The organism is Nonomuraea coxensis DSM 45129 (assembly GCF_019397265.1).
GTDB classification, from domain to species: Bacteria; Actinomycetota; Actinomycetes; order Streptosporangiales; family Streptosporangiaceae; genus Nonomuraea; species Nonomuraea coxensis.
This window is the reverse complement of sequence record NZ_CP068985.1, coordinates 6,966,352-6,984,058: the sequence shown is the minus strand read 5'-3', so window position 1 is coordinate 6,984,058 and position 17,707 is coordinate 6,966,352. Positions and strand designations below refer to the sequence as shown.

The 17,707-nt window shown below is 74.6% G+C and carries 17 protein-coding genes; 10 read left to right on the top strand and 7 right to left on the bottom strand.

All coding sequences use genetic code 11. The features are described from left to right. Positions 1-419 precede the first annotated feature (419 nt). The gene (locus tag Nocox_RS32720; protein ID WP_020542050.1) at positions 420-1,076 is read left to right on the top strand and encodes a response regulator transcription factor; all 657 of its coding nucleotides are present in this window, start codon (positions 420-422) and stop codon (positions 1,074-1,076) included. After that, positions 1,073-2,215, top strand: a complete 1,143-nt coding sequence (locus Nocox_RS32715) for a sensor histidine kinase (RefSeq protein WP_020542051.1) — start codon at positions 1,073-1,075, stop codon at positions 2,213-2,215. The genes Nocox_RS32720 and Nocox_RS32715 overlap by 4 nt, the downstream gene beginning before the upstream one ends. Here the strand turns inward: Nocox_RS32715 and Nocox_RS32710 are convergent. Then, positions 2,181-3,089 (bottom strand): DNA-3-methyladenine glycosylase family protein, encoded by a 909-nt coding sequence (locus Nocox_RS32710; RefSeq protein WP_020542052.1) that lies wholly within the window; start codon positions 3,087-3,089, stop codon positions 2,181-2,183. The genes Nocox_RS32715 and Nocox_RS32710 overlap by 35 nt on opposite strands. A gap of 114 nt (positions 3,090-3,203) precedes the next feature. Between Nocox_RS32710 and Nocox_RS32705 the strand changes: the two genes are divergently transcribed. Beyond that, on the top strand, positions 3,204-4,100 hold the full coding sequence (locus Nocox_RS32705) for a glycoside hydrolase family protein (RefSeq protein WP_026214105.1): 897 nt from the start codon (positions 3,204-3,206) through the stop codon (positions 4,098-4,100). Position 4,101: 1 nt separating this feature from the next. On the opposite strand, the gene Nocox_RS32700 is transcribed toward Nocox_RS32705, so the two are convergent. Then, positions 4,102-5,052 carry a sulfotransferase family protein gene (locus Nocox_RS32700; protein ID WP_020542054.1) on the bottom strand — a complete coding sequence of 317 codons (951 nt, stop codon included), beginning with the start codon at positions 5,050-5,052 and terminating at the stop codon, positions 4,102-4,104. 68 nt (positions 5,053-5,120) lie between these two features. Here Nocox_RS32700 and Nocox_RS32695 point away from each other — a divergent pair, with 68 nt between their 5' ends. From Nocox_RS32695 to Nocox_RS32685, 3 genes are all read left to right on the top strand, one after another. After that, positions 5,121-6,467 (top strand): lanthionine synthetase LanC family protein, encoded by a 1,347-nt coding sequence (locus Nocox_RS32695; protein ID WP_020542055.1) that lies wholly within the window; start codon positions 5,121-5,123, stop codon positions 6,465-6,467. A 63-nt stretch (positions 6,468-6,530) separates the two neighbouring features. After that, positions 6,531-6,809 carry an antitoxin gene (locus Nocox_RS32690; protein WP_020542056.1) on the top strand — a complete coding sequence of 93 codons (279 nt, stop codon included), beginning with the start codon at positions 6,531-6,533 and terminating at the stop codon, positions 6,807-6,809. A 51-nt stretch (positions 6,810-6,860) separates the two neighbouring features. After that, positions 6,861-8,351, top strand: coding sequence for a cobyric acid synthase (locus tag Nocox_RS32685; RefSeq protein WP_020542057.1), 1,491 nt, complete (start codon positions 6,861-6,863; stop codon positions 8,349-8,351). On the opposite strand, the gene Nocox_RS32680 is transcribed toward Nocox_RS32685, so the two are convergent. Next, positions 8,293-9,318, bottom strand: a complete 1,026-nt coding sequence (locus tag Nocox_RS32680) for a 1-acyl-sn-glycerol-3-phosphate acyltransferase (RefSeq protein WP_063711611.1) — start codon at positions 9,316-9,318, stop codon at positions 8,293-8,295. The genes Nocox_RS32685 and Nocox_RS32680 overlap by 59 nt on opposite strands. Before the next feature lie 37 nt (positions 9,319-9,355). Next, positions 9,356-10,177, bottom strand: a complete 822-nt coding sequence (locus tag Nocox_RS32675) for a patatin-like phospholipase family protein (protein ID WP_033408525.1) — start codon at positions 10,175-10,177, stop codon at positions 9,356-9,358. 109 nt (positions 10,178-10,286) lie between these two features. On the opposite strand from Nocox_RS32675, the gene Nocox_RS32670 reads away from it, so the two are divergent. From Nocox_RS32670 to Nocox_RS32660, 3 genes are read left to right on the top strand one after another with little or no spacing between them, the layout of a single operon-like run. Then, on the top strand, positions 10,287-11,210 hold the full coding sequence (locus tag Nocox_RS32670) for an ABC transporter ATP-binding protein (protein ID WP_033408527.1): 924 nt from the start codon (positions 10,287-10,289) through the stop codon (positions 11,208-11,210). Beyond that, positions 11,176-11,979 carry an ABC transporter permease subunit gene (locus Nocox_RS32665; protein WP_020542061.1) on the top strand — a complete coding sequence of 268 codons (804 nt, stop codon included), beginning with the start codon at positions 11,176-11,178 and terminating at the stop codon, positions 11,977-11,979. The genes Nocox_RS32670 and Nocox_RS32665 overlap by 35 nt, the downstream gene beginning before the upstream one ends. Next, the gene (locus tag Nocox_RS32660; protein ID WP_246649634.1) at positions 11,979-13,133 is read left to right on the top strand and encodes a PucR family transcriptional regulator; all 1,155 of its coding nucleotides are present in this window, start codon (positions 11,979-11,981) and stop codon (positions 13,131-13,133) included. Before Nocox_RS32665 ends, Nocox_RS32660 begins: the two co-directional genes overlap by 1 nt. Before the next feature lie 7 nt (positions 13,134-13,140). On the opposite strand, the gene Nocox_RS32655 is transcribed toward Nocox_RS32660, so the two are convergent. The 3 genes from Nocox_RS32655 to Nocox_RS32645 all read right to left on the bottom strand — a co-directional run bounded on the left by Nocox_RS32655 (position 13,141) and on the right by Nocox_RS32645 (position 16,993). Next, complete coding sequence (locus Nocox_RS32655; RefSeq protein ID WP_020542063.1) at positions 13,141-14,088, bottom strand: quinone oxidoreductase family protein; 948 nt, start codon at positions 14,086-14,088, stop codon at positions 13,141-13,143. A gap of 308 nt (positions 14,089-14,396) precedes the next feature. After that, on the bottom strand, positions 14,397-15,269 hold the full coding sequence (locus Nocox_RS32650; protein WP_051112504.1) for a Vgb family protein: 873 nt from the start codon (positions 15,267-15,269) through the stop codon (positions 14,397-14,399). Further along, on the bottom strand, positions 15,263-16,993 hold the full coding sequence (locus Nocox_RS32645; RefSeq protein WP_020542065.1) for an ABC-F family ATP-binding cassette domain-containing protein: 1,731 nt from the start codon (positions 16,991-16,993) through the stop codon (positions 15,263-15,265). The genes Nocox_RS32650 and Nocox_RS32645 overlap by 7 nt, the downstream gene beginning before the upstream one ends. Positions 16,994-17,157: 164 nt before the next feature. Between Nocox_RS32645 and Nocox_RS32640 the strand changes: the two genes are divergently transcribed. Then, positions 17,158-17,706: a TetR/AcrR family transcriptional regulator gene (locus tag Nocox_RS32640; protein ID WP_020542066.1), complete on the top strand. Its 549-nt coding sequence runs from the start codon at positions 17,158-17,160 to the stop codon at positions 17,704-17,706. The last annotated feature ends 1 nt before the right edge of the window (position 17,707 follow it).

Here is a 17,707-nt window from a genome sequence, read left to right as displayed (position 1 = left end):
TCCCGAGGCCCATCACGTGCTGGACCCCGGCCACGAGCCGGACGCTGTGGAAGGGGAGCAGCGCCCGCAGGAACCACGAGTACCCGGCGGGGTGGAACGCGCCCTGCGGACGCGGGTGCACGGCGGTGTCCAGGTAGGTGAAGGAGTCGTACCAGTAGACCTGCGCCGTGTCGTAGCCGAGCATGACGAGCACGCGCAACGCGGCGGCCAGGGCGAGCACGCAGCAGAACAGCCGGTGCGTCCGGAGCGGTCGGGCGGTCACGGACGTCCTCCCGTGCGGCGGGCCGGCGGTTCCGGCCGTAGGCCAGGCAGTCCAGCGGACGGCCGATAACCTGATCGTCACGAGATGTGGTTATGCGGGCGTTATGTGGGTTCGGCGATGATCGTCGCCGTTCGTGGATCTCGCAGGGGGAGCGCGCGTGCGGGTGCTGGTGGCTGAGGACGAGAAGATGCTCGCCGACTCGATCGCCGAAGGGCTGCGGGGCGAGGCACTGGCGGTGGACGTCGCCTACGACGGCGAGGCCGCGCTGGAACGCCTCGCCGTGCACGACTACGACGTCCTCGTCCTCGACCGCGACCTGCCCCAGGTGCACGGCGACGAGGTGTGCAGGACCGTCGTGGAGCGGGAGTGGCTGGTCAGGGTGCTGATGCTGACCGCCGCCCGGGACGTGCGCGACCGCGTGCGCGGGCTGTCGCTGGGGGCCGACGACTACCTGCCCAAGCCGTTCGCGTTCGAGGAGCTGGTGGCCCGCGTGCACGCGCTCGGCCGCCGGGCGAGGAAGGCCGACCCGCCCCTGCTGGAGCGGGCCGGGGTCCGGCTGGACTGGGCGCACCGGCAGGTGTTCCGCGACGGCGTGTACGTTCCCCTGGCCCGCAAGGAGTTCGGCGTGCTGGCCGAGCTGCTGCGCGCCCGCGGCGCGGTCGTCTCGGCCGAGGACCTGCTGGAGAAGGTGTGGGACGAGCACATCGACCCGTTCACCAACACCGTGCGCACCACGGTCATGAAGCTGCGCAAGAAGCTCGGCGAGCCCCAGGTCATCGAGACCGTGCCGGGATCGGGCTACCGCATCCGATGAGCGCGCGTCTCCGCTTCGCCGTGGCCTGCGCCGTGACGTTCCTCGTCCTCGGCGCCCTCGTGCTCGCCGGCGTGTGGCTCGTCGCGCGCTCCAGCCTCGAATATCGCGCCGACCTGCTCACGCCCGCGTGCACCCCGGAGGGGGTCTGCAGGAACCAGCACACGTACGAGCTGGCGCGCAGGCAGGCGATGCGGGTGCGCGCCGCCTACCAGCGCGACACCCTCCAGGCGGTGCGCGACGTCGGCGCGCTCGTCGTGGTGGCAGGCGCGGCGGGGGCGTTCGCCCTCGGCTGGCGGACGGCCGGCTGGGTGCTGCGGCCGCTGCGCCGGATGACCGAGACCGCCCGCCAGGTCGCCCAGAGCCACGACCTCACCGAGCGCATCGCCTACGAGGGCCCGCGCGAGGAGATGAAGGAGCTGGCCGACGTCTTCGACACCATGCTCGGCCGGCTGGCCCGCGCGTTCGACGCGCAGCGCAAGTTCGTCGCGAACGCCTCACACGAGCTGCGCACTCCGCTGACGATCAACAGAACCCTCGTGGACGTGGCCGTGCGCCGGCCCGACGCCACCGACGACGTCAAGCGGCTCGGCGAGTCGCTGCTGCTGGTCAACGCCCGGCACGAACGCCTCATCGACGGCCTGCTGGCGCTGGCCGAAGGCGAGCAGGCGGTGCTGGACCGGCGGCCGTTCGACCTGACGGACGTGGCCGAGCACGTGCTGGACCAGGCCGCCGCCGAGGCCGCCGAGCGGGAGGTGACCATCCACCGGCTGCTCGACCCCGCGCCGACCACCGGTGAGGCGGTGCTGGTGGAGCGGCTGGTGCAGAACCTGCTGGAGAACGCGATCCGGCACAACCACCCGAAGGGCGAGGTCTGGGTCTCGACGCGGCGCAGGGCCGAGCGGGTCGAGCTGGTCGTGGCCAACACCGGGCTGCCCGTGCCGGCGTACGAGATGGAGACGATCTTCGAGCCGTTCCGGCGGCTGCACGGCGACCGGCTGCGCTCGGACCGGGGGAGCGGGCTCGGGCTGTCGATCGTCAAGGTCATCGCCGAGGCCCACGGCGGCACGGTCACCGGCTGGCCGCGCGAGGAGGGCGGCCTGACCGTCACCGTCGAGCTGCCTGTGGATCCGGCCGCGTGAGCGCCTGGTCGTAGGCCGTGGCGCGGAACAGGAAGGACGCCCACGAACGGTAGGGCCGCCACGCCTCGGCCAGCGCGCGGTAGGCGGCCGGCGGGGCGTCCTCGGGCAGGCCGTACGCCTCCCGCAGGATCGCGAACAGCCGCGGCTCGTCGCCGGGGAAGGCGTCCGGCGCGCCCGCGCCGCGGATCAGGATGAGCCCGGCGGAGAACGGACCCACCCCGGGCAGGGCGCGCAGCTCGGCCAGCGCCTCCTCGGGGGCGAGCGAGCGCAGGTGCTCGGTGGTCAGCACACCGTCGAGCGCCGCCTGCGCCAGGCCGCGCACCCACTCCTCCTTCTGCGCGGGCAGCCCGAGCCCGCCCGCCTCCAGCAGCGACACCGGCGGCGGGAACGCCTGGAACGCCTGCCCGTCCACGACGACCTCGGCGCCGAAGCGCGCGGCGATGCGCTGCTTGACGCGCGAGGCGACGAGCATCGACGAGCGCTGTACGACGACCGCCCAGCACGCCGCCTCCCACGGGCTCCAGAAGCACAGCGGGCGCAGCCCGGGACGCCGCCGCTGCACGTCGCCGAGGACGGGGTCGGCCTCGCCGATCTTCGGGAAGCCCGTGCCGTCGACGTCGAGGGAGAGGATCCGCGCCACCTCGCCGCGGATGGACGGGCCCGCGGGCCGCGTGGTGGCCACCTCGACCCCGCCCGGCGCCGCCGTCACCCGCACCCCGATCGGCTTCCAGTCGTGCTCCGCGCAGTAGGCGAAGCGCAGCGCCCGCCCGTCGGAGGGCAGCGCGCTGGTGGCGGGCCAGTCCTCGGCGAAGCGCAGGCAACCGCCGAAGTCGAACGGGCCGTCGGCGGTGATCGTGAAGGTGTGCGGGGTCATACAGGTAGGGTAGAAGCCCCAGGTTCCCGGTAAAGTCCATAGGCAATGAGGAGAACCATAAAGAAGGGGCAAGCGGCGATGCCCGGCACCCCGTCCAGCCCTACGCTCGGTCCCATGCCGATCGACGAGAACGCCCTCCTGCCCGACCCGGCCCGCGCCCGCGTGGCGATCGCGCCGCCGTCGCCGGGGGAGGGGCACTGGGCGGGCGCGCCCAGCGCCGTCGCCGCCGACGGGCTCATCCACCTGGCCTACCGGCTGCGCCGCCCCGTCGGGCAGGGCCGCGGCTACGCGGTGGTGATCGCCCGCTCCGTGGACGGCGAGCGCTTCGAGACGCTCACCACGATCACGCGGGAGGAGATGGACGCCGAGTCGCTGGAGCGGCCCTCCCTCGTCCGCCTGCCCGACGGGCGCTGGCGGCTCTACCTGAGCTGCGCCACCACCGGCACCAAGCACTGGCGGGTGGAGGCGCTGGAGGCCGGCGAGCCCGGCGCGTTCGACCCCCGCACCCGCGTCACGGTCCTGCCCGGCGATCCGAAGACCGGCGTGAAGGACACCGTGATCGTCAGGCGGGACGGCGTGTGGCACCTGTGGGCCTCCTGCCACCCGCTCGCCGACCCCGACGAGGCCGACCGGATGGTCACCGACTACGCCACCAGCTCCGACGGCCTGGAGTGGACCTGGCAGGGCACGGCGCTGAGCGGCCGGCCGGGGCTGTGGGACGCGCGCGGCGTCCGCGTGAGCGCGGTGCGTTTCGACGGCGACCGGGTGGTGGCCTTCTACGACGGCCGGGCCGGCGCGGACGAGAACTACGAGGAGCGCACCGGCATCGCGACCGGGGCCGATCCCGCCGCGCTGACCGCCGTGGGCGAGCGGCCCGCGGCGCGCTCGCCGTACGGCGGCGGCGGCCTGCGCTACCTGGAGCTCGTGGACCTGCCCGGCGGCGGGACCCGCCTCTACTACGAGTACACCCGCGAGGACGGCGCCCACGAGCTGCGCACCGAGCTGCGCTAGCTCATCGGCCGCGGCGGCCGTTGCGTGACTGCCGCTGCCCCGGCGGCCGGACGCCGACCAGGCCGCCGGAGCGTTCCCTCGGCCGCAGCCAGTCGCCGAAGTCCTCGCCGGTGACCCGCTGGAGCAGCGCGACGTCCTCGGCGAAGTACGGGATGAGCCGCTGCCGCCGCTCCCACGACAGCGGGCGGCGGGCCTCGCCCCGGTGCTGGAGCAGGCCCTCGATCGGCCGGGCCAGGGCGGGCAGGCGGCGGGCCAGCGTGGACAGCACGGCGTGCCGGGCGCCGGGGGCGGGGTGCGCGGTCACGTTCCGCCGGGGCACCTCGGTGAGCAGCCCTTGCCGCACGCCGAGGAAGGCGCAGATGCGGTCGAGGGTCTCGGCCGGGCGGTCCACGACGTCCCGGTAGCGGAAGACGAGCACCTGCTCGCGCGGGAACAGCTCGAACAGGTCGGCCAGCTGCTCGCCGTAGCGGCCGAGGCCGACGTAGTGCCAGAAGTGCGACCAGCCGGCGGCGACGCGCTCCGGCTCGGCCTCGCAGGCGCGTACGAGGTCGCCGATCGGCTCAAGCCCGGCCGACCAGAGGTGCGTCCAGTTGGAGTGGGCGCGCTCGACGGGGTCCCGCAGCGTGACGATGATCCGGACGTCCGGGACGAGGGACCTGATCCGGCGGCGCGCCCCGGCGTCGTAGAGGTAGAACGGGGTGGACTCGCCGGTCAGCGCGCCCGCGGGCGCGTCGGCGAACAGCGCCTCGTACTCCTCGAGCCGCCAGACGTGCTCCCGGTAGGTCTCCACGTCGCCGGGGCCGCCGCGCTCGGGCGGCGGGCCGTCGGTGAGGAAGAACTTCGGTTCCTTGATCGTGGGCAGGTAGAGTTCGGGATGCTGCCGCAGCGCTGTGTGCAGGGCGGTCGTGCCGGCTTTGGGCACGCCCGCGATCAGGAAATCGGGCAGGGCCACCGTCTTCCCTCCAGGCGACTCGACCAGTGCCCTAAATTTCCTACCAGAAGTGTGGGATAATCAAACGTATGGGTTCGGACAAGACCCGCTCGCCGCGCGAGCGCGCCGAGACGCCCTTGACCGCCGCCATCCTGGCCGGCCGGTGGATCCGCACCGCCGCCCGCGACGACGCGACGGGGCGCACCTGGGCGGCCAACCCGGACGCCCGCGGGCGCTCCGCGCTGGCCGCCCCCGAGCCCGCCCCCCTCTACGCGGGGTCGGCCGGCATCGTGCTGTTCTTCCTGGAGCTCGCCGCCGCGACCGGGCACGAGGCGTACCTGGAGGACGCCGCGGCCGGGGCGCGCCGGCTCGCCGCCACCTGGCGCGAGCAGCAGGACCTCACGCTCTACCACGGCCTCACCGGCACCGTCGTGGCGCTCGCCGAGGCCGGATGGGCGCTCGGCGACGAGCGGCTGGAGTCGGCGGCGCGGGCCGCCGCCGAACACGTCGTCCGGTCCGCCCGGCCGCTCCCCGGCGGCCCCGGCTGGACCGGCGACCCCGCCCAGCGCGGCGACGGCGGCATCGTCCTCGGGCTGCTGCGCGCCGCCACCGCCCTCGGCGTGCCGCGCTACGAGGAGATCGCGGTGGAGGCGGGGGAGCGCGTCGCCGGGCTCGCCGTCCCCGGCCACCGCTTCGGCGACTGCCCCGACCTGCCCACGGACGCCGTCACCCCCGGGTTCCTGGCCGGCACCGCGGGGACCGCGTTCCTCCTCGCCCGCCTGTACGGCCAGACCGGCGAGTCCCGCTTCCTGGAGGCGGCCGGCCGGGGCGCGGGCTTCGTCCGCGAGGTCAGCGTCGTCACCGACCGGTGCGCGCTGGTGCCCCACCACGTGCCGCAGGGACGCGGCCTGCACTACCTCGGGTTCTGCTCCGGCTCGGCGGGCGTGGCCCGGATGTTCCAGGAGCTCCACCGGGTCACCGGCGACCGGGGCCACCTCGAATGGGTGGAGCGGCTGGCCGGCGGCATCGTCCGCAGCGGCGTGCCGGAGCGGCGCACCCCCGGCTTCTGGAACACGGCCTGCCAGTGCTGCGGCTCGGCCGGGCTGCTGGAGCTGTTCACCGGCCTCTGGGCGGAGACCGGCGACGCCACCCACCTCGCCTACGCCCAACGGCTCGCCCGCCACCTCATCGGCGCGGCCACCGACCACGACGACCGCGGGTTCCGCTGGTACCAGGCGTACCGGCGGTTACGGCCCGGCGAGGTGAGCGCCGACACCGGCTACATGGTGGGCGCGGCCGGCATCGGTGCGGCCCTGCTCCACCTCGACGCCGCCCTGCGGCCCCGGCAGGCCCGCCGCGTCATCCTCCTGCCCGACAACCCGTTCCCGTCGATCCCCGTGCCGGCGGCCCACCTCGGCGACACCGGCCCGGCCTGACCACGTGACTGTCCGGCCCCGCCGGGTAGGGGGGCCGGGTAGCCGACACGACGGGGAGGCGTCATGAGCCGCATCGCGGAATGGCTGAAGAAGGCCGAGAACCTGGCCCGCGGGCACTCCAAGCAGGCCGACCAGATGCTGGACCGGGCCGAGCGGTACGCCAAGGAGCGCACCGGGCACAAGTACGACGAGCACATCGAGAAGGGCGCGGATGCCGTGCAGCGCCGCTACGGCGGCGGGACCCGGGAGGGCCGGACGCCGGCCGAGCGCGAGCAGATGACCGTCGAGCGCGACCCGACCGCCGCCGAGCGCGAGCGGCACGACCGCGGCCCCCAGGGCTGACGCCCGGGAGGACGACCACCGGCGCCACCGGGGCTCCGGTACGGTGGCCGCATGGTCACCGGGGGGCTGCTCGTCGCGGGCACCACGTCCGACGCGGGCAAGAGCGTCGTCACCGCGGGCATCTGCCGCTGGCTGGCCCGCCAGGGCGTGCGCGTGGCGCCGTTCAAGGCGCAGAACATGTCGCTCAACTCCTACGTCACCCCCGGTGGCGCCGAGATCGGCCGGGCCCAGGCGGCGCAGGCGCAGGCCGCCGGCCTGGAGCCGGTCGCCGACATGAACCCCGTCCTGCTCAAGCCGGGCGGCGAGCGCCGCAGCCAGGTCGTCCTCATGGGCCGGCCGGTCGCCGACGTGGACGCCATGGAGTACGACGACCTCAAGGACCTCCTCCGCACCACCGCCCTGGAGTCCCTGGCCCGGCTGCGGGCCCGCTACGACGTGGTCGTGTGCGAGGGCGCGGGCAGCCCCGCCGAGATCAACCTGCGCCGCTCCGACCTCGCCAACATGGGCCTGGCCAGGGCCGCCGGCCTGCCGGTCGTCGTGGTCGGCGACATCGACAGAGGAGGCGTGTTCGCCGCGTTCCACGGCACCGTCGCCCTGCTGGAGCCCGCCGACCAGGCGCTCGTCGCCGGGTTCGTGATCAACAAGTTCCGCGGTGCGCGAGAGCTGCTGGAGCCCGGCCTCGACATGCTGCGCGAGCTGACCGGCCGGCACGTCTACGGCGTGCTGCCCTGGCTCGACGGCCTCTGGCTGGACGTCGAGGACTCCCTGGCGCTCGACGCCCGCCACGTGACCACCGGCCCGCCGCACGGCCGGCAGACCCTGCGCGTCGCGGTCGTCCGGCTGCCGCGCATCTCCAACTTCACCGACCTCGACGCGCTGGCCGCCGAACCCGGCGTCGTCGTGCGCTTCGTCACCGGCCCCGCCGAGCTGGACGACGCCGACCTCGTCGTGCTGCCCGGCTCGCGCGCCACGGTCGACGACCTGCGCTGGCTGCGCCGCACCGGCCTCGCCGCGGCCCTCGCCGAGCGGAAGGGGCCGCTGCTCGGCGTCTGCGGCGGGTTCCAGATGCTCGGGCGCGAGATCGTGGACGAGGTCGAGTCGGGCGCGGGCAAGGTCGACGGGCTCGGCCTGCTGCCGGCGCGGGTCGAGTTCGCGCCCGACAAACGTCTCGGCCGGCCGGAGGGCACAGCGTACGGGCAGCCGGTACGCGCCTACGAGATCCACCACGGGCGGGTCACCGTGGAGGGCGGGGAGCCGTTCCTCGACGGCTGCCGCGCCGGCGACGTGTGGGGCACCACCTGGCACGGGGCGCTGGAGAACGACGGCTTCCGCCGCGCGTTCCTGGCCGACGTGGCCGCCCGCGCGGGGCGCGACTTCGTCCCGGCCCCCGCCACCGACTTCGCCGCGCTCAGGGAGGCCAGGCTGGACGCGCTCGGCGACCTCGTCGAGCGGCACCTCGACACCGGCGCGCTGCTGCGGCTGATCAGCGACGGCCCGCCGGAGGTCCCGTTCCTTCCACCGGGAGCCCCCGCCGCCCGCTGATCCAGGCGTCGGCGCGCGCCCAGTTGTCGTACAGCCAGCGCACGCCCTCCTCGCGCCCGCGCGGCACCTCGGCGGCCGGCACCCGCCACCACGTCGCGGAGATGCGCACGGTGTAGGGCAGCCTGCGCCAGACGTCCCCCAGCGTGACCAGGTCGTCGAGGCCGGTGTGCGCCACGAACACGACGTCCGCCGCCGGGCAGGCGGCGATCGCGGCGAGCGCGCCGCTCGGCCGGGGCGGCAGCACGTGCTCCATGCGGCGGGCCCGCGCGGCCTCCTCCGCCAGGCCCTTCGCCTCCAGGCGGCGGATCGCCACCCGGCGGCGGCGCGGGCTGAAGTTCGCGCCCTCAGGGAAGATCACCAGGGCGTCCCGCTCGCCCATCGTGGCGGCCAGGCGGCGGATCTCCCCGACGATGCGCCGGCGGCCGGAGCGGCGGGGGACGAACGCGTTCGGCAGCCGGTTGACCATCACGTCGAGCGTGGGATCGTACTGGAGCGCGGCCTTCATCACGATCCGCGGGCGCCGCCCGTGGGCGATGAGCAGCCGGTGGATCAGCAGGAACGAGTCGCCGGGGCCGGCGTGCCTGGACAGTACGATCAGCGGCCGGGGCGGCCCGCCGTCCGGGCAGGACGGCCCTTCGACGTCCACGGTCAGGCGGAAGATCCGCCCGGCGGCGGCGTACACGCGCGACAGGAACCACCCGACCAGCGCGTAGTGCCGCTCCTGGTGGCGGGCCCCGCCCGCCACCCACAGCCACAGGCAGCCGATCAGCACCAGCGACTCCAGCGTCAGCCAGGCCACCCCGAACCAGACGAAGCGCGGCGCCCGCCGCTGCGGCGGCGGCAGGCCCATCGAGGCGACGGCCACGACGACGAGCCACAGCGGCAGCGTGACCAGCATGGCCACCGTCACCAGGATGATCAGCGGCGCCAGCACGACCCGGCGCAGGATACGTGGGGGGAGCAACACGGCCTCCCTGGACGTAGGTTGTCCTCCTCCCCTGCCCTCAACATCCATGGTCGCTCAAATAGCCGGCGGACGCGCGGTACGCCCGCTCGATGCACTCCGACACCTGCGCGCCGTCCCGGTAGCGGAGCGGCGACAGCGGCCCGGTCGCCCCGGCGGGCAGCACGTGCACCTCCACGCCCGGCGGCAGGCTCGCCATGTCCTCGGCGAAACGGTGCCGGCGGGCGATCTCGAACGCCACCATGCCCACCTCCCAGAACCGCCGCGGCGCCGTCAGCGGGCGCTCGATCCTGCCGACGTGCAGCACGAACACCCGCCTGGCCCCGAGCCGCACCGCCCGGCCCACCGGGATGCTGTGGACCAGCCCGCCGTCGTAGAAATGCTCCCCGCCGATCACCACCGGCGGCAGCAGGCCGGGCACCGCGCACGACGCCAGCACCGCCGGCACCAGCGGCCCGGTGGTGAACCAGTGCGCGGCCGCCCGCTCCACCGACGCCGCCACGCACTGGAACGGCACCGCCAGCTCCTCGATCCGCCCCACCCGCACCGTCTCGGCGAGGACGTCGCGCAGCGGCCCGACCGGATGCAGGTGGGTGCCGGTCCTGGCCAGCGTCGACAGCCGGGCCACCCACGAGCCGGCGAACGCGGTGCGGACGATGTCGGAGCGCCACAACCCGGTCAGCCGCTCCACCGCCTCGCCAGGCCCGGCGGCGATGACGGCCCCGTTCAGCGCGCCCACGGACGTGCCCACCACCAGGTCGGGACGGATGCCGGCCGCGTCCAGCGCCTGCAGCATGCCCACCTCGTGCGCGCCGAGCACGCCACCGCCACCGAGCACGAACGCCGTCTCCACACCCCTCATCCTCTCCTCGGTCTCCCGCTGCCCTTGCCGTGCCACGGAAACGAAGGGCCCGCGAAGCTGCCGGACCCGCCCGCTGACGCACTACCCACAGCGGCGGGACGATGCCGCCATGACAGCAGTGGTGCAGGCCGAAGGGCTGACCAAGTACTACGGCAGGCGCCGGGGCCTCGCGGACCTCACGATGGAGATCCAGCCGGGCGAGGTCTTCGGCTACCTCGGACCCAACGGCGCCGGCAAGACCACCACCATCAGGCTCCTGCTCGACGTGATCAGGCCGACCAGCGGCCTCGTGCGCGTCCTCGGCGGCTCACCCCGCGAGCCCGCCGTCCGCGCCCGCGTCGGCTACCTGCCGGGCGACCTGGTGCTGGAGAGCCGCGACCGGGCGCTCGACTACCTGCGCTTCCTCGGCCGGGTCCGCGGCGGCGTCCCCAGCTCGCGCATCGAGTCCCTCGCCGACCGCTTCGACGCCGACCTGTCGGTGCCGATGCGCAAGCTCTCCAAGGGCAACCGGCAGAAGATCGGGCTCATCCAGGCGTTCATGCACGAACCCGAGTTCGTCATCCTCGACGAGCCGACCATGGGGCTCGACCCGCTCGTGCAGCACGAGTTCCTGGCGCTGGTGCGCGAGGTGCGCGCCTCCGGGCGGACCGTGCTCATGTCCTCGCACGTGCTCGCCGAGGTGGAGAGCGTCTCCGACCGGGTCGGCATCGTACGCGGCGGGCGGCTCGTCGCCGTCGAGAACGTCGCCGCGCTGCGCGAGAAGGCGGTGCGCCGGGTCGAGCTGCACTTCGACGCGCCCGTGCCGCGCGCCGACTTCGAGGGGCTGCCCGGCGTGCGCGACCTGCGCGTGGAGGGCGCCGCCCTGGCCTGCACCATCGACGGGCGCCCGGACGCGCTGATCAAGGCCGCCGCCCGCCACACCGTGGTGCACCTGGTGAGCGCCGAACCCGATCTCGAAGAGATCTTCCTGACCTACTACAGCGACGAGGAGCGGCACGATGAACGGCCCGCTGATCAGCAAGAGCCTGCGTGACCACCGCGGCGTCACGTTCTGGTGGACCGTCGGCATCAGCGCCTTCATGGCGCTCTACCTCGGCGTCTACGGGAGCGTCAAGGCGAGCCCGGAGACGTACGGGCCCGCGATGATCGCCAAGTTCCCCGGCCCGCTGCGCGACCTCATGGGCGGCCTCGCGGACATGACCTCCGGCGTCGGCTACCTCCAGACGGCCGTCTACCAGCTCTTCGTCCCCATGCTGTTCATCGCGTGCGCGACGCTGCTCGCCAACCGGGCGCTCGCCGGGCCCGAGGAGAACGGGACCCTGGAGCTCGTCCTCACCCTGCCGGTGGACCGCAGGCGGCTCGTGCTCGCCAGGCTCGCCGCGCTGACGCTCCAGCTGCTCGCGGTGGCGGCCGTGACGCTGCTGGCCGCCTGGACGATGAGCGTCGTGGTGGACAACGGGGTGCCGTTCGGCCGCATCCTCGCCGGGCACCTCGGCGTGCTGCTGCTCGGCCTGTTCTACGGCACCGTGGCCCTCACCGTGGGCGCGGTCACCGGGCGGCGGCTCGTCGCCTCCGCCGTGGTCGGGGTGTGGGTCGCGGCCGGCTACATGGTCGTCACCGTCGGACGCTCCTGGGACGCGATCTCCTGGCTCAAGTGGGTCTCGCCGTTCCACTACTACGCGGAAGGGCGACCCCTCTATGAGGGGGTGCCGGTGGGGGACTACCTTGTGCTGGCGGGAGCGACGGCCGCGCTCGCGCTCACCGCGGTGCTCGCCTTCGACCGGCGCGACGTAGGAGTGTGATGACCCCCCCGCCCCTGCCCGCCACCCCTTCCGGCGACCCGTCCACCCCAGGCGTCGAGGCCCCGGGAACGGACGGGCCGGGAATGTCCGCGCCCCGTGCCCCCGGCGCGGGGCCGTCCGGAGGGCGGGACGGGTTGCTCGACGGGTGCCGGCGGATCCTGGCCGAGGCCGCGGGGACGGGGCGGGCGCCCGACCGGCGGGCGCTCGACGCGTGCCGCGCCGCCGGGGCGCGGGCCGCCGAGCTGGGCGTGCCGCTGCGCTCGCTCGTGGACGACGCCCTGGCCGCCGCCGAGGGCCTCCCGCCGGTCCTGCCCGCCCTGCGCCGCGCCGTCTCCGCCCTCATGGAGGGGTACGAACAGGCCCAGCGCGCCGCGATCAGGGACGAGGAGGCGGCCCGCAGGGAGTTCGTGGACGACCTGCTCCAGGGCCGGGCAGAACGCCTGGCCGAACGCGCCGAGCACTTCGGCCTGCGCCTCGCCGAGTCGTACGTCGTCGCCGTGGCCGGCAACCTCCCGCCCACGACCCTCGACAGGGACCGGGACGCCGTCGAACGCGCCCTCGTCACCCGCTTCGGCTCGCACAACGTCCTGGTCGCCGCCCGCGACGACCTCCTGGTGTGCGTGGCCCCCGCCACGCTGCCGGCCGCCGTCGGCGAGTTCACCCACCACGTACGCGCCCGCTTCACCGCCGGCTGGCGGGTCGGCCTGGGCCGGGCCCACCGCGGCCCCGGCGGCGTCGTCACCTCCTACCGCGAGGCCGCCCAGGCACTGGAGCTGGCCGACGCCCTGTCACTCACGATCGACGTCGTACGGGCCGCCGACCTGCTGGTCTTCCCCGTCCTGCTGCGCGACCGCAGCGCCATCGAGGACCTGGTGACCAGCGTCCTCAGCCCGCTGCTGGAGGCGCGCGGCGGGCACGAGCCGCTGCTGGAGACGCTGGAGGCCATCTTCGCCTCCCACGGCAACCAGACGGCCGCCGCCCGGCGGCTGCGGCTGAGCCCGCGCGCGGTGACGTACCGGCTGGAGCGCATCCGCCGCCTCACCGGCTTCTCCCCGGACGACCCCACCCAGCGCTTCACCCTGGAGACCGCCGTCCTGGGCGCCCGCCTCCTCGACTGGCCGAACAACTTCCGCCGCCCCGCGGGCGCCCGCTAGCCGGGCGTCACGGGACGAGGAGCAGCTTTCCTGTCGTACGCCGGCTGGCCAGGTCCTCGTGAGCCCGCCGCGCCTCCGCCAGCGGGTAGCGGTGCGAGACGTTGATGCGCAGCTGGCCCGCCGCGATCCAGCCGAACAGGTCGGACGCCCGCCGCAGCAGCTCCGCCCGCTCGGCGATGTAGTGCACGAGCGTCGGCCGGGTCAGGAAGAGCGAGCCCTTCTTGTTGAGGGTCTGCGGGTCGAGGGGCGGGACCGGGCCGCTCGCCGCGCCGTACAGGGCCATGAGGCCGCGCGGGCGCAGCGCGTCCAGGCCGCCGTCGAACGTGGCCCTGCCGACGCCGTCGTACACGACGTCGATCGTGCCGCGCAGCGCCTCGGCGAAGCCGTCGTAGCGCAGCACCTCGTCGGCGCCGGCCGCGCGGGCCAGCTTCTCCTTCTCGTCGGTGGACACCGTCGTGTAGACCTTGGCGCCCCGCAGCTTGGCGAGCTGGATCAGCAACTGGCCCATGCCGCCCGCGCCCGCGTGGACGAGGACGCGGTCGCCCTCCTTCACCTCGTGCGTCGAGTGCGTCAGGTAGTGGGCGGTCATGCCCTGCAGCATCGTCGCGGCCGCCAGCTCGGCGGACACGCCGTCCGGCACCGGCACCAGCCGCGCGGCCGGCACGACGACCTTCTCGGCGTAGCTGCCGAGCACGTTCGCCCACGCCACGGTGTCGCCGACGGCCACGTCCCGCACCCCGGCCCCGACCGCCGCGACCGTGCCCGCCCCCTCGGACCCGATGGTGACCGGCAGGTCGAGCGGGTACGCGCCGGAGCGGTGGTAGATGTCGATGAAGTTGACGCCGCTGGCGGCGACGTCGACCACGACCTCGCCGTCACCGGGCGTGGGGTCGGGACGCTCGACGTATTCGAGAACTTCTGGACCGCCCTGGGCGGAGACGAAGATGGCATGCATGCCCCTAGTCAACTCCGCCCGCAACCCCGGCCGCCACCCGGACCCCCGCGACGCCGTCACCGCAGGGGGGCCGGGTCGTCAGGGCGGCCAAGGCGGCCGGGCCGGGCATTCCGGTTGGAGCGGCGCGTTCCGCCAGGTGGGGAGGCGTGCCGAAACGGGGCTGGGCTGCCACGCCCGGCTCCCGGGAACCTCTTCTTCTCCTCACCTCCTCTTCTCCCAACGCCTGAAACGGTGGGAGAAAGGAGGCGATGGATGTGGGACACGCAGAGGCCGGTGACCGCGTCGCCTGGAGGGGAGAGGCCGGGTGGTCAGGCCGAGGTGAGGCGGGCCAGGGCGCCGGCTTCGAGGGCGATCCAGATCGCGCCGTCCGGGCCCACCGTCAGGCCGTGCGGCTCCGCCTTCCATGGTTCGCCGCCCCCGTGATCCGGGAGGGGGAACTCCTGGATGGCGCCGTCGGGGGTGATGCGGCCGACGCGGTCGGTGCCCCAGAGGGTGAACCACAGGGCGTCGTCGGGGCCCGTGATGATCGCGTGCGGGCGGGAGGCGGGGTCGGCGAGCGGGTACTCGTCGATCTCGCCGGCCGGGTCGATGCGGCCGATCCGTCCTGCGCCGATCTCCACGAACCACAGCGCGCCGTCGGGGCCGAGGGTGATGCCGACCGGGGCGGCGCCCTCCGTGGGCAGCGGGTGGAGGGTCACCTCGCCGGTCAGCGAGACGCGGCCGATCGCGTTGCCCTGGTTGAGGGTGAACCACAGGGCGTCGTCGGGTCCGGGGGTGATGAAGGCGGGCATGCCGCCGGGCGACGGGATCTCGAACTCGGCGCGGTCGCCGCCCGGCGTGAGGCGGCCGATGCGGCCCGGCCGCATCTCGGTGAACCACATCGCGCCGTCGGTGCCCGTCGTGATGCCGAACGGGGAGTCGGCGGGGCAGGAGGTCACCTCGCCGTCGGCGGTGATCCTGGACACCCGGCCGCCCTGGCCCTCGGTGAACCACATCGCGCCGTCCGGGCCCGCCGTGATCACGGTGGGCCCGCCGTCGGGCGGGTCGAGCTGGTGGATCACCGGGGCGTGGCCGGGTCGCAGGCGGCCGACGCGGCCCTGGTGGACGAGGGTGAACCAGAGCTCGCCGTCGGGGCCGGTCGTGATGCCGTACGGCGCGCCGGCGTCGATCATGGTCAACATACGCGTCCCCCTACGAGGTGCAGGTGTTCGCCGCGGAAGCGCCGGGTCAGCGCGCGGTCGTGCGACACCACGACGAGCGTGCCGCGGTAGTGGTCGAGTGCCTGCTCCAGCTCCTCGGCCAGGAGCGGCGAGAGGTGGTTGGTGGGCTCGTCGAGCAGGAGCAGGTCGTGCTCGGAGGCCAGCAGGCGGGCCAGGGCCAGGCGGCGGCGCTGCCCGACCGACAGCTCGCCCACCTTCTGCCGGAGCGTGTGCGGGGCGAAGAGGCCGGTGGCGAGGAGGGCGGCCTCGCGTTCGTCCGGGTGGCCGTGGCCGTAGGCGGCGAGGACGGTGAGGCCGGGGGCGAACGTCACCTCCTGCGGAAGGTGGCCCACCCTGACCGAGGCGCGGGCGGCCTGCTCGGCGAGCGCTTGCAGGAGTGTGGACTTGCCGGCGCCGTTGGGGCCGCGTACGAGCAGGCGGTCGCCCTGGGCGAGGGCCAGGTGCGTGATGTGCAGGCGGCCTTCGCCGACCCGGACGTCCCGCAACTCGACCACCGGCGGGCCTGCGCGTCGGGCCGCCGCCGGCCCGTCCTGGTCCAGAGGTCGTTGAGCTGGAACTGCCAGGGGGAGCGGATCAGTCCCGGGGGTCTCGGGGGTCGCTGCGGTCCCGGTGGGGGCGGTCCTGTCGCCGGAGACGGGCACAGGGGAGACGGGCGCAGGGGATGGGGCGAAAGGGGAGCGGAAGTGAAGAGGGGACGGGGGGCGGGGGACCGGGTCGTCGAGGAGGCGGCGGAGGCGTTCGTGGGCGTTGCGGACGCGGCTGGAGACCGAGCTCTGCACGCGGCCAGCGTTGCGGTCGTAGGCCATCTTGTTGTTGTCGCGCATGGGGCCGCCCGCGGCGACGCGGTGGGCGGTGGTGGCGGCGTGCTCGCGCACGTGGCGCACCTCCGCGCACCAGGCCGCGTACGCCTGCTCCCAGCGGGCCCGTGCCGCGGCCTTGGCGGCGAGGAAGCCGTCGTAGCCGCCGCCGAAGCGGGTGACGGCCCCGCCCTCGACCTCCAGGACGGCGGTGGCGACGCGGCCGAGGAAGACGCGGTCGTGGGAGGTCACGACGACCGTGCCGCGATGCTCGCGCAGGCGGTCTTCGAGCCAGGCCAGGGCCGGCTCGTCGAGGTGGTTGGTGGGCTCGTCGAGGAGCAGGACGCGGGGCGCGGCGGCGAGGACGCAGGCCAGCCCGAGCCGGGCCCGCTCGCCTCCTGACAGGCTGCCGAGCGTCCGGTCGCGGCCGACGTGGGCCAGGCCGAGGCCGTGGAACGCCTTGTCGACGCGGGCGTCGGCCTCGTAGCCGCCGCGGGCCTCGTAGAGCGTCTGCAGGTCGCCGTATTCGGCCAGGGCGGCGGCGGTGGCGGTGTCGTCGCCGGGGGGTGTCGCCAGAGCTGTCTCCAGGGCGCGCAGGCGGCGCTCGATGGCTCGGAGCCCGGCCAGGGCGGTGTCGACGGCCTGCTGGACGGTGTGGGTGTCCGGCAGGCCGAGGGTCTGGCCGAGATATCCCAGGTCGTCGTGGTCGTCGTGGTCGTCGTGGTCGTCGGGGCCGGCGGCGCGGCCGGGACGCACGGTGATCTCGCCGTCGTCGGGGCGCTCGACCCCGGCGAGGAGCCGGAGCAGGGTGGACTTGCCCGAGCCGTTCTCGCCGACGACGCCGGCGCGCTCGCCCGCCTTGACGGACACGGTGACGTCGTCGAGCACGACGCGCTCGCCGTAGGACTTGGAAACGCTTCGGAGGTGGATCAGGATGGAACTCCAATCGCAACTGCGGTAGCGTTAGTCAATCACAAGTGAGCAGACAAACGCAACTGGAGTAGTTTTTGGAAGCGGGTGGCAGCAAGCGACCGGGAGGGCGCAGCGCGCGCGTGCGCGACGCCGTACGCCAGGCGACGCTCGCCGAGCTGGTCGAGCACGGCTACACCGGGCTGACGGTCGAGCGGGTGGCCGAGCGGTCCGGCGTGCACAAGACGACCGTCTACCGGCGCTGGGGCAACGTGGAGGGGCTCATCTCCGACGCCCTGGAGCTGGCGCGCGACGAGCCGTGGCCCATTCCCGACACCGGGACGATCGAGGGCGATCTGCGGGGGATCGTGAGGCTCGTCCGGTCGGGGTTCGCCGATCCCGAGCTGGGGCCGGTGTCGTCGGCGTTCGTGGCGGCCGCCGTGCAGAACGACGCGGCGGCGCGGGCGCTGCACGACTTCTTGGTGGCCAGGCACGACCAGTCGGCCGAGGTCGTACGGCGGGCGGTCGCCCGGGGCGAGCTGCCCGACGTGGTGGACGTCCGCGAGGTGATCAGGGTTGCGGTCGCGCCCGTCTACTACCGGCTGTTCGTGGCGCACGAGCCGGTCAGCGAGCGCGACGCCGACCGCGCCGCCGACGCCGCGCTCGCCGCGGCCCGCGCCGGAGTCCTCTGAG

Bases quoted from the DNA above. Each gene is read 5' to 3' on its own strand.
- Nocox_RS32715 (WP_020542051.1), top strand. From the start codon at position 1,073: ATGAGCGCGCGTCTCCGCTTCGCCGTGGCCTGCGCCGTGACGTTCCTC.
- Nocox_RS32710 (WP_020542052.1), bottom strand. From the start codon at position 3,089: ATGACCCCGCACACCTTCACGATCACCGCCGACGGCCCGTTCGACTTC.
- Nocox_RS32705 (WP_026214105.1), top strand. From the start codon at position 3,204: ATGCCGATCGACGAGAACGCCCTCCTGCCCGACCCGGCCCGCGCCCGC.
- Nocox_RS32695 (WP_020542055.1), top strand. From the start codon at position 5,121: ATGGGTTCGGACAAGACCCGCTCGCCGCGCGAGCGCGCCGAGACGCCC.
- Nocox_RS32690 (WP_020542056.1), top strand. From the start codon at position 6,531: ATGAGCCGCATCGCGGAATGGCTGAAGAAGGCCGAGAACCTGGCCCGC.
- Nocox_RS32685 (WP_020542057.1), top strand. From the start codon at position 6,861: ATGGTCACCGGGGGGCTGCTCGTCGCGGGCACCACGTCCGACGCGGGC.
- Nocox_RS32675 (WP_033408525.1), bottom strand. From the start codon at position 10,177: ATGAGGGGTGTGGAGACGGCGTTCGTGCTCGGTGGCGGTGGCGTGCTC.
- Nocox_RS32670 (WP_033408527.1), top strand. From the start codon at position 10,287: ATGACAGCAGTGGTGCAGGCCGAAGGGCTGACCAAGTACTACGGCAGG.
- Nocox_RS32665 (WP_020542061.1), top strand. From the start codon at position 11,176: ATGAACGGCCCGCTGATCAGCAAGAGCCTGCGTGACCACCGCGGCGTC.
- Nocox_RS32660 (WP_246649634.1), top strand. From the start codon at position 11,979: ATGACCCCCCCGCCCCTGCCCGCCACCCCTTCCGGCGACCCGTCCACC.
- Nocox_RS32655 (WP_020542063.1), bottom strand. From the start codon at position 14,088: ATGCATGCCATCTTCGTCTCCGCCCAGGGCGGTCCAGAAGTTCTCGAA.
- Nocox_RS32650 (WP_051112504.1), bottom strand. From the start codon at position 15,269: ATGTTGACCATGATCGACGCCGGCGCGCCGTACGGCATCACGACCGGC.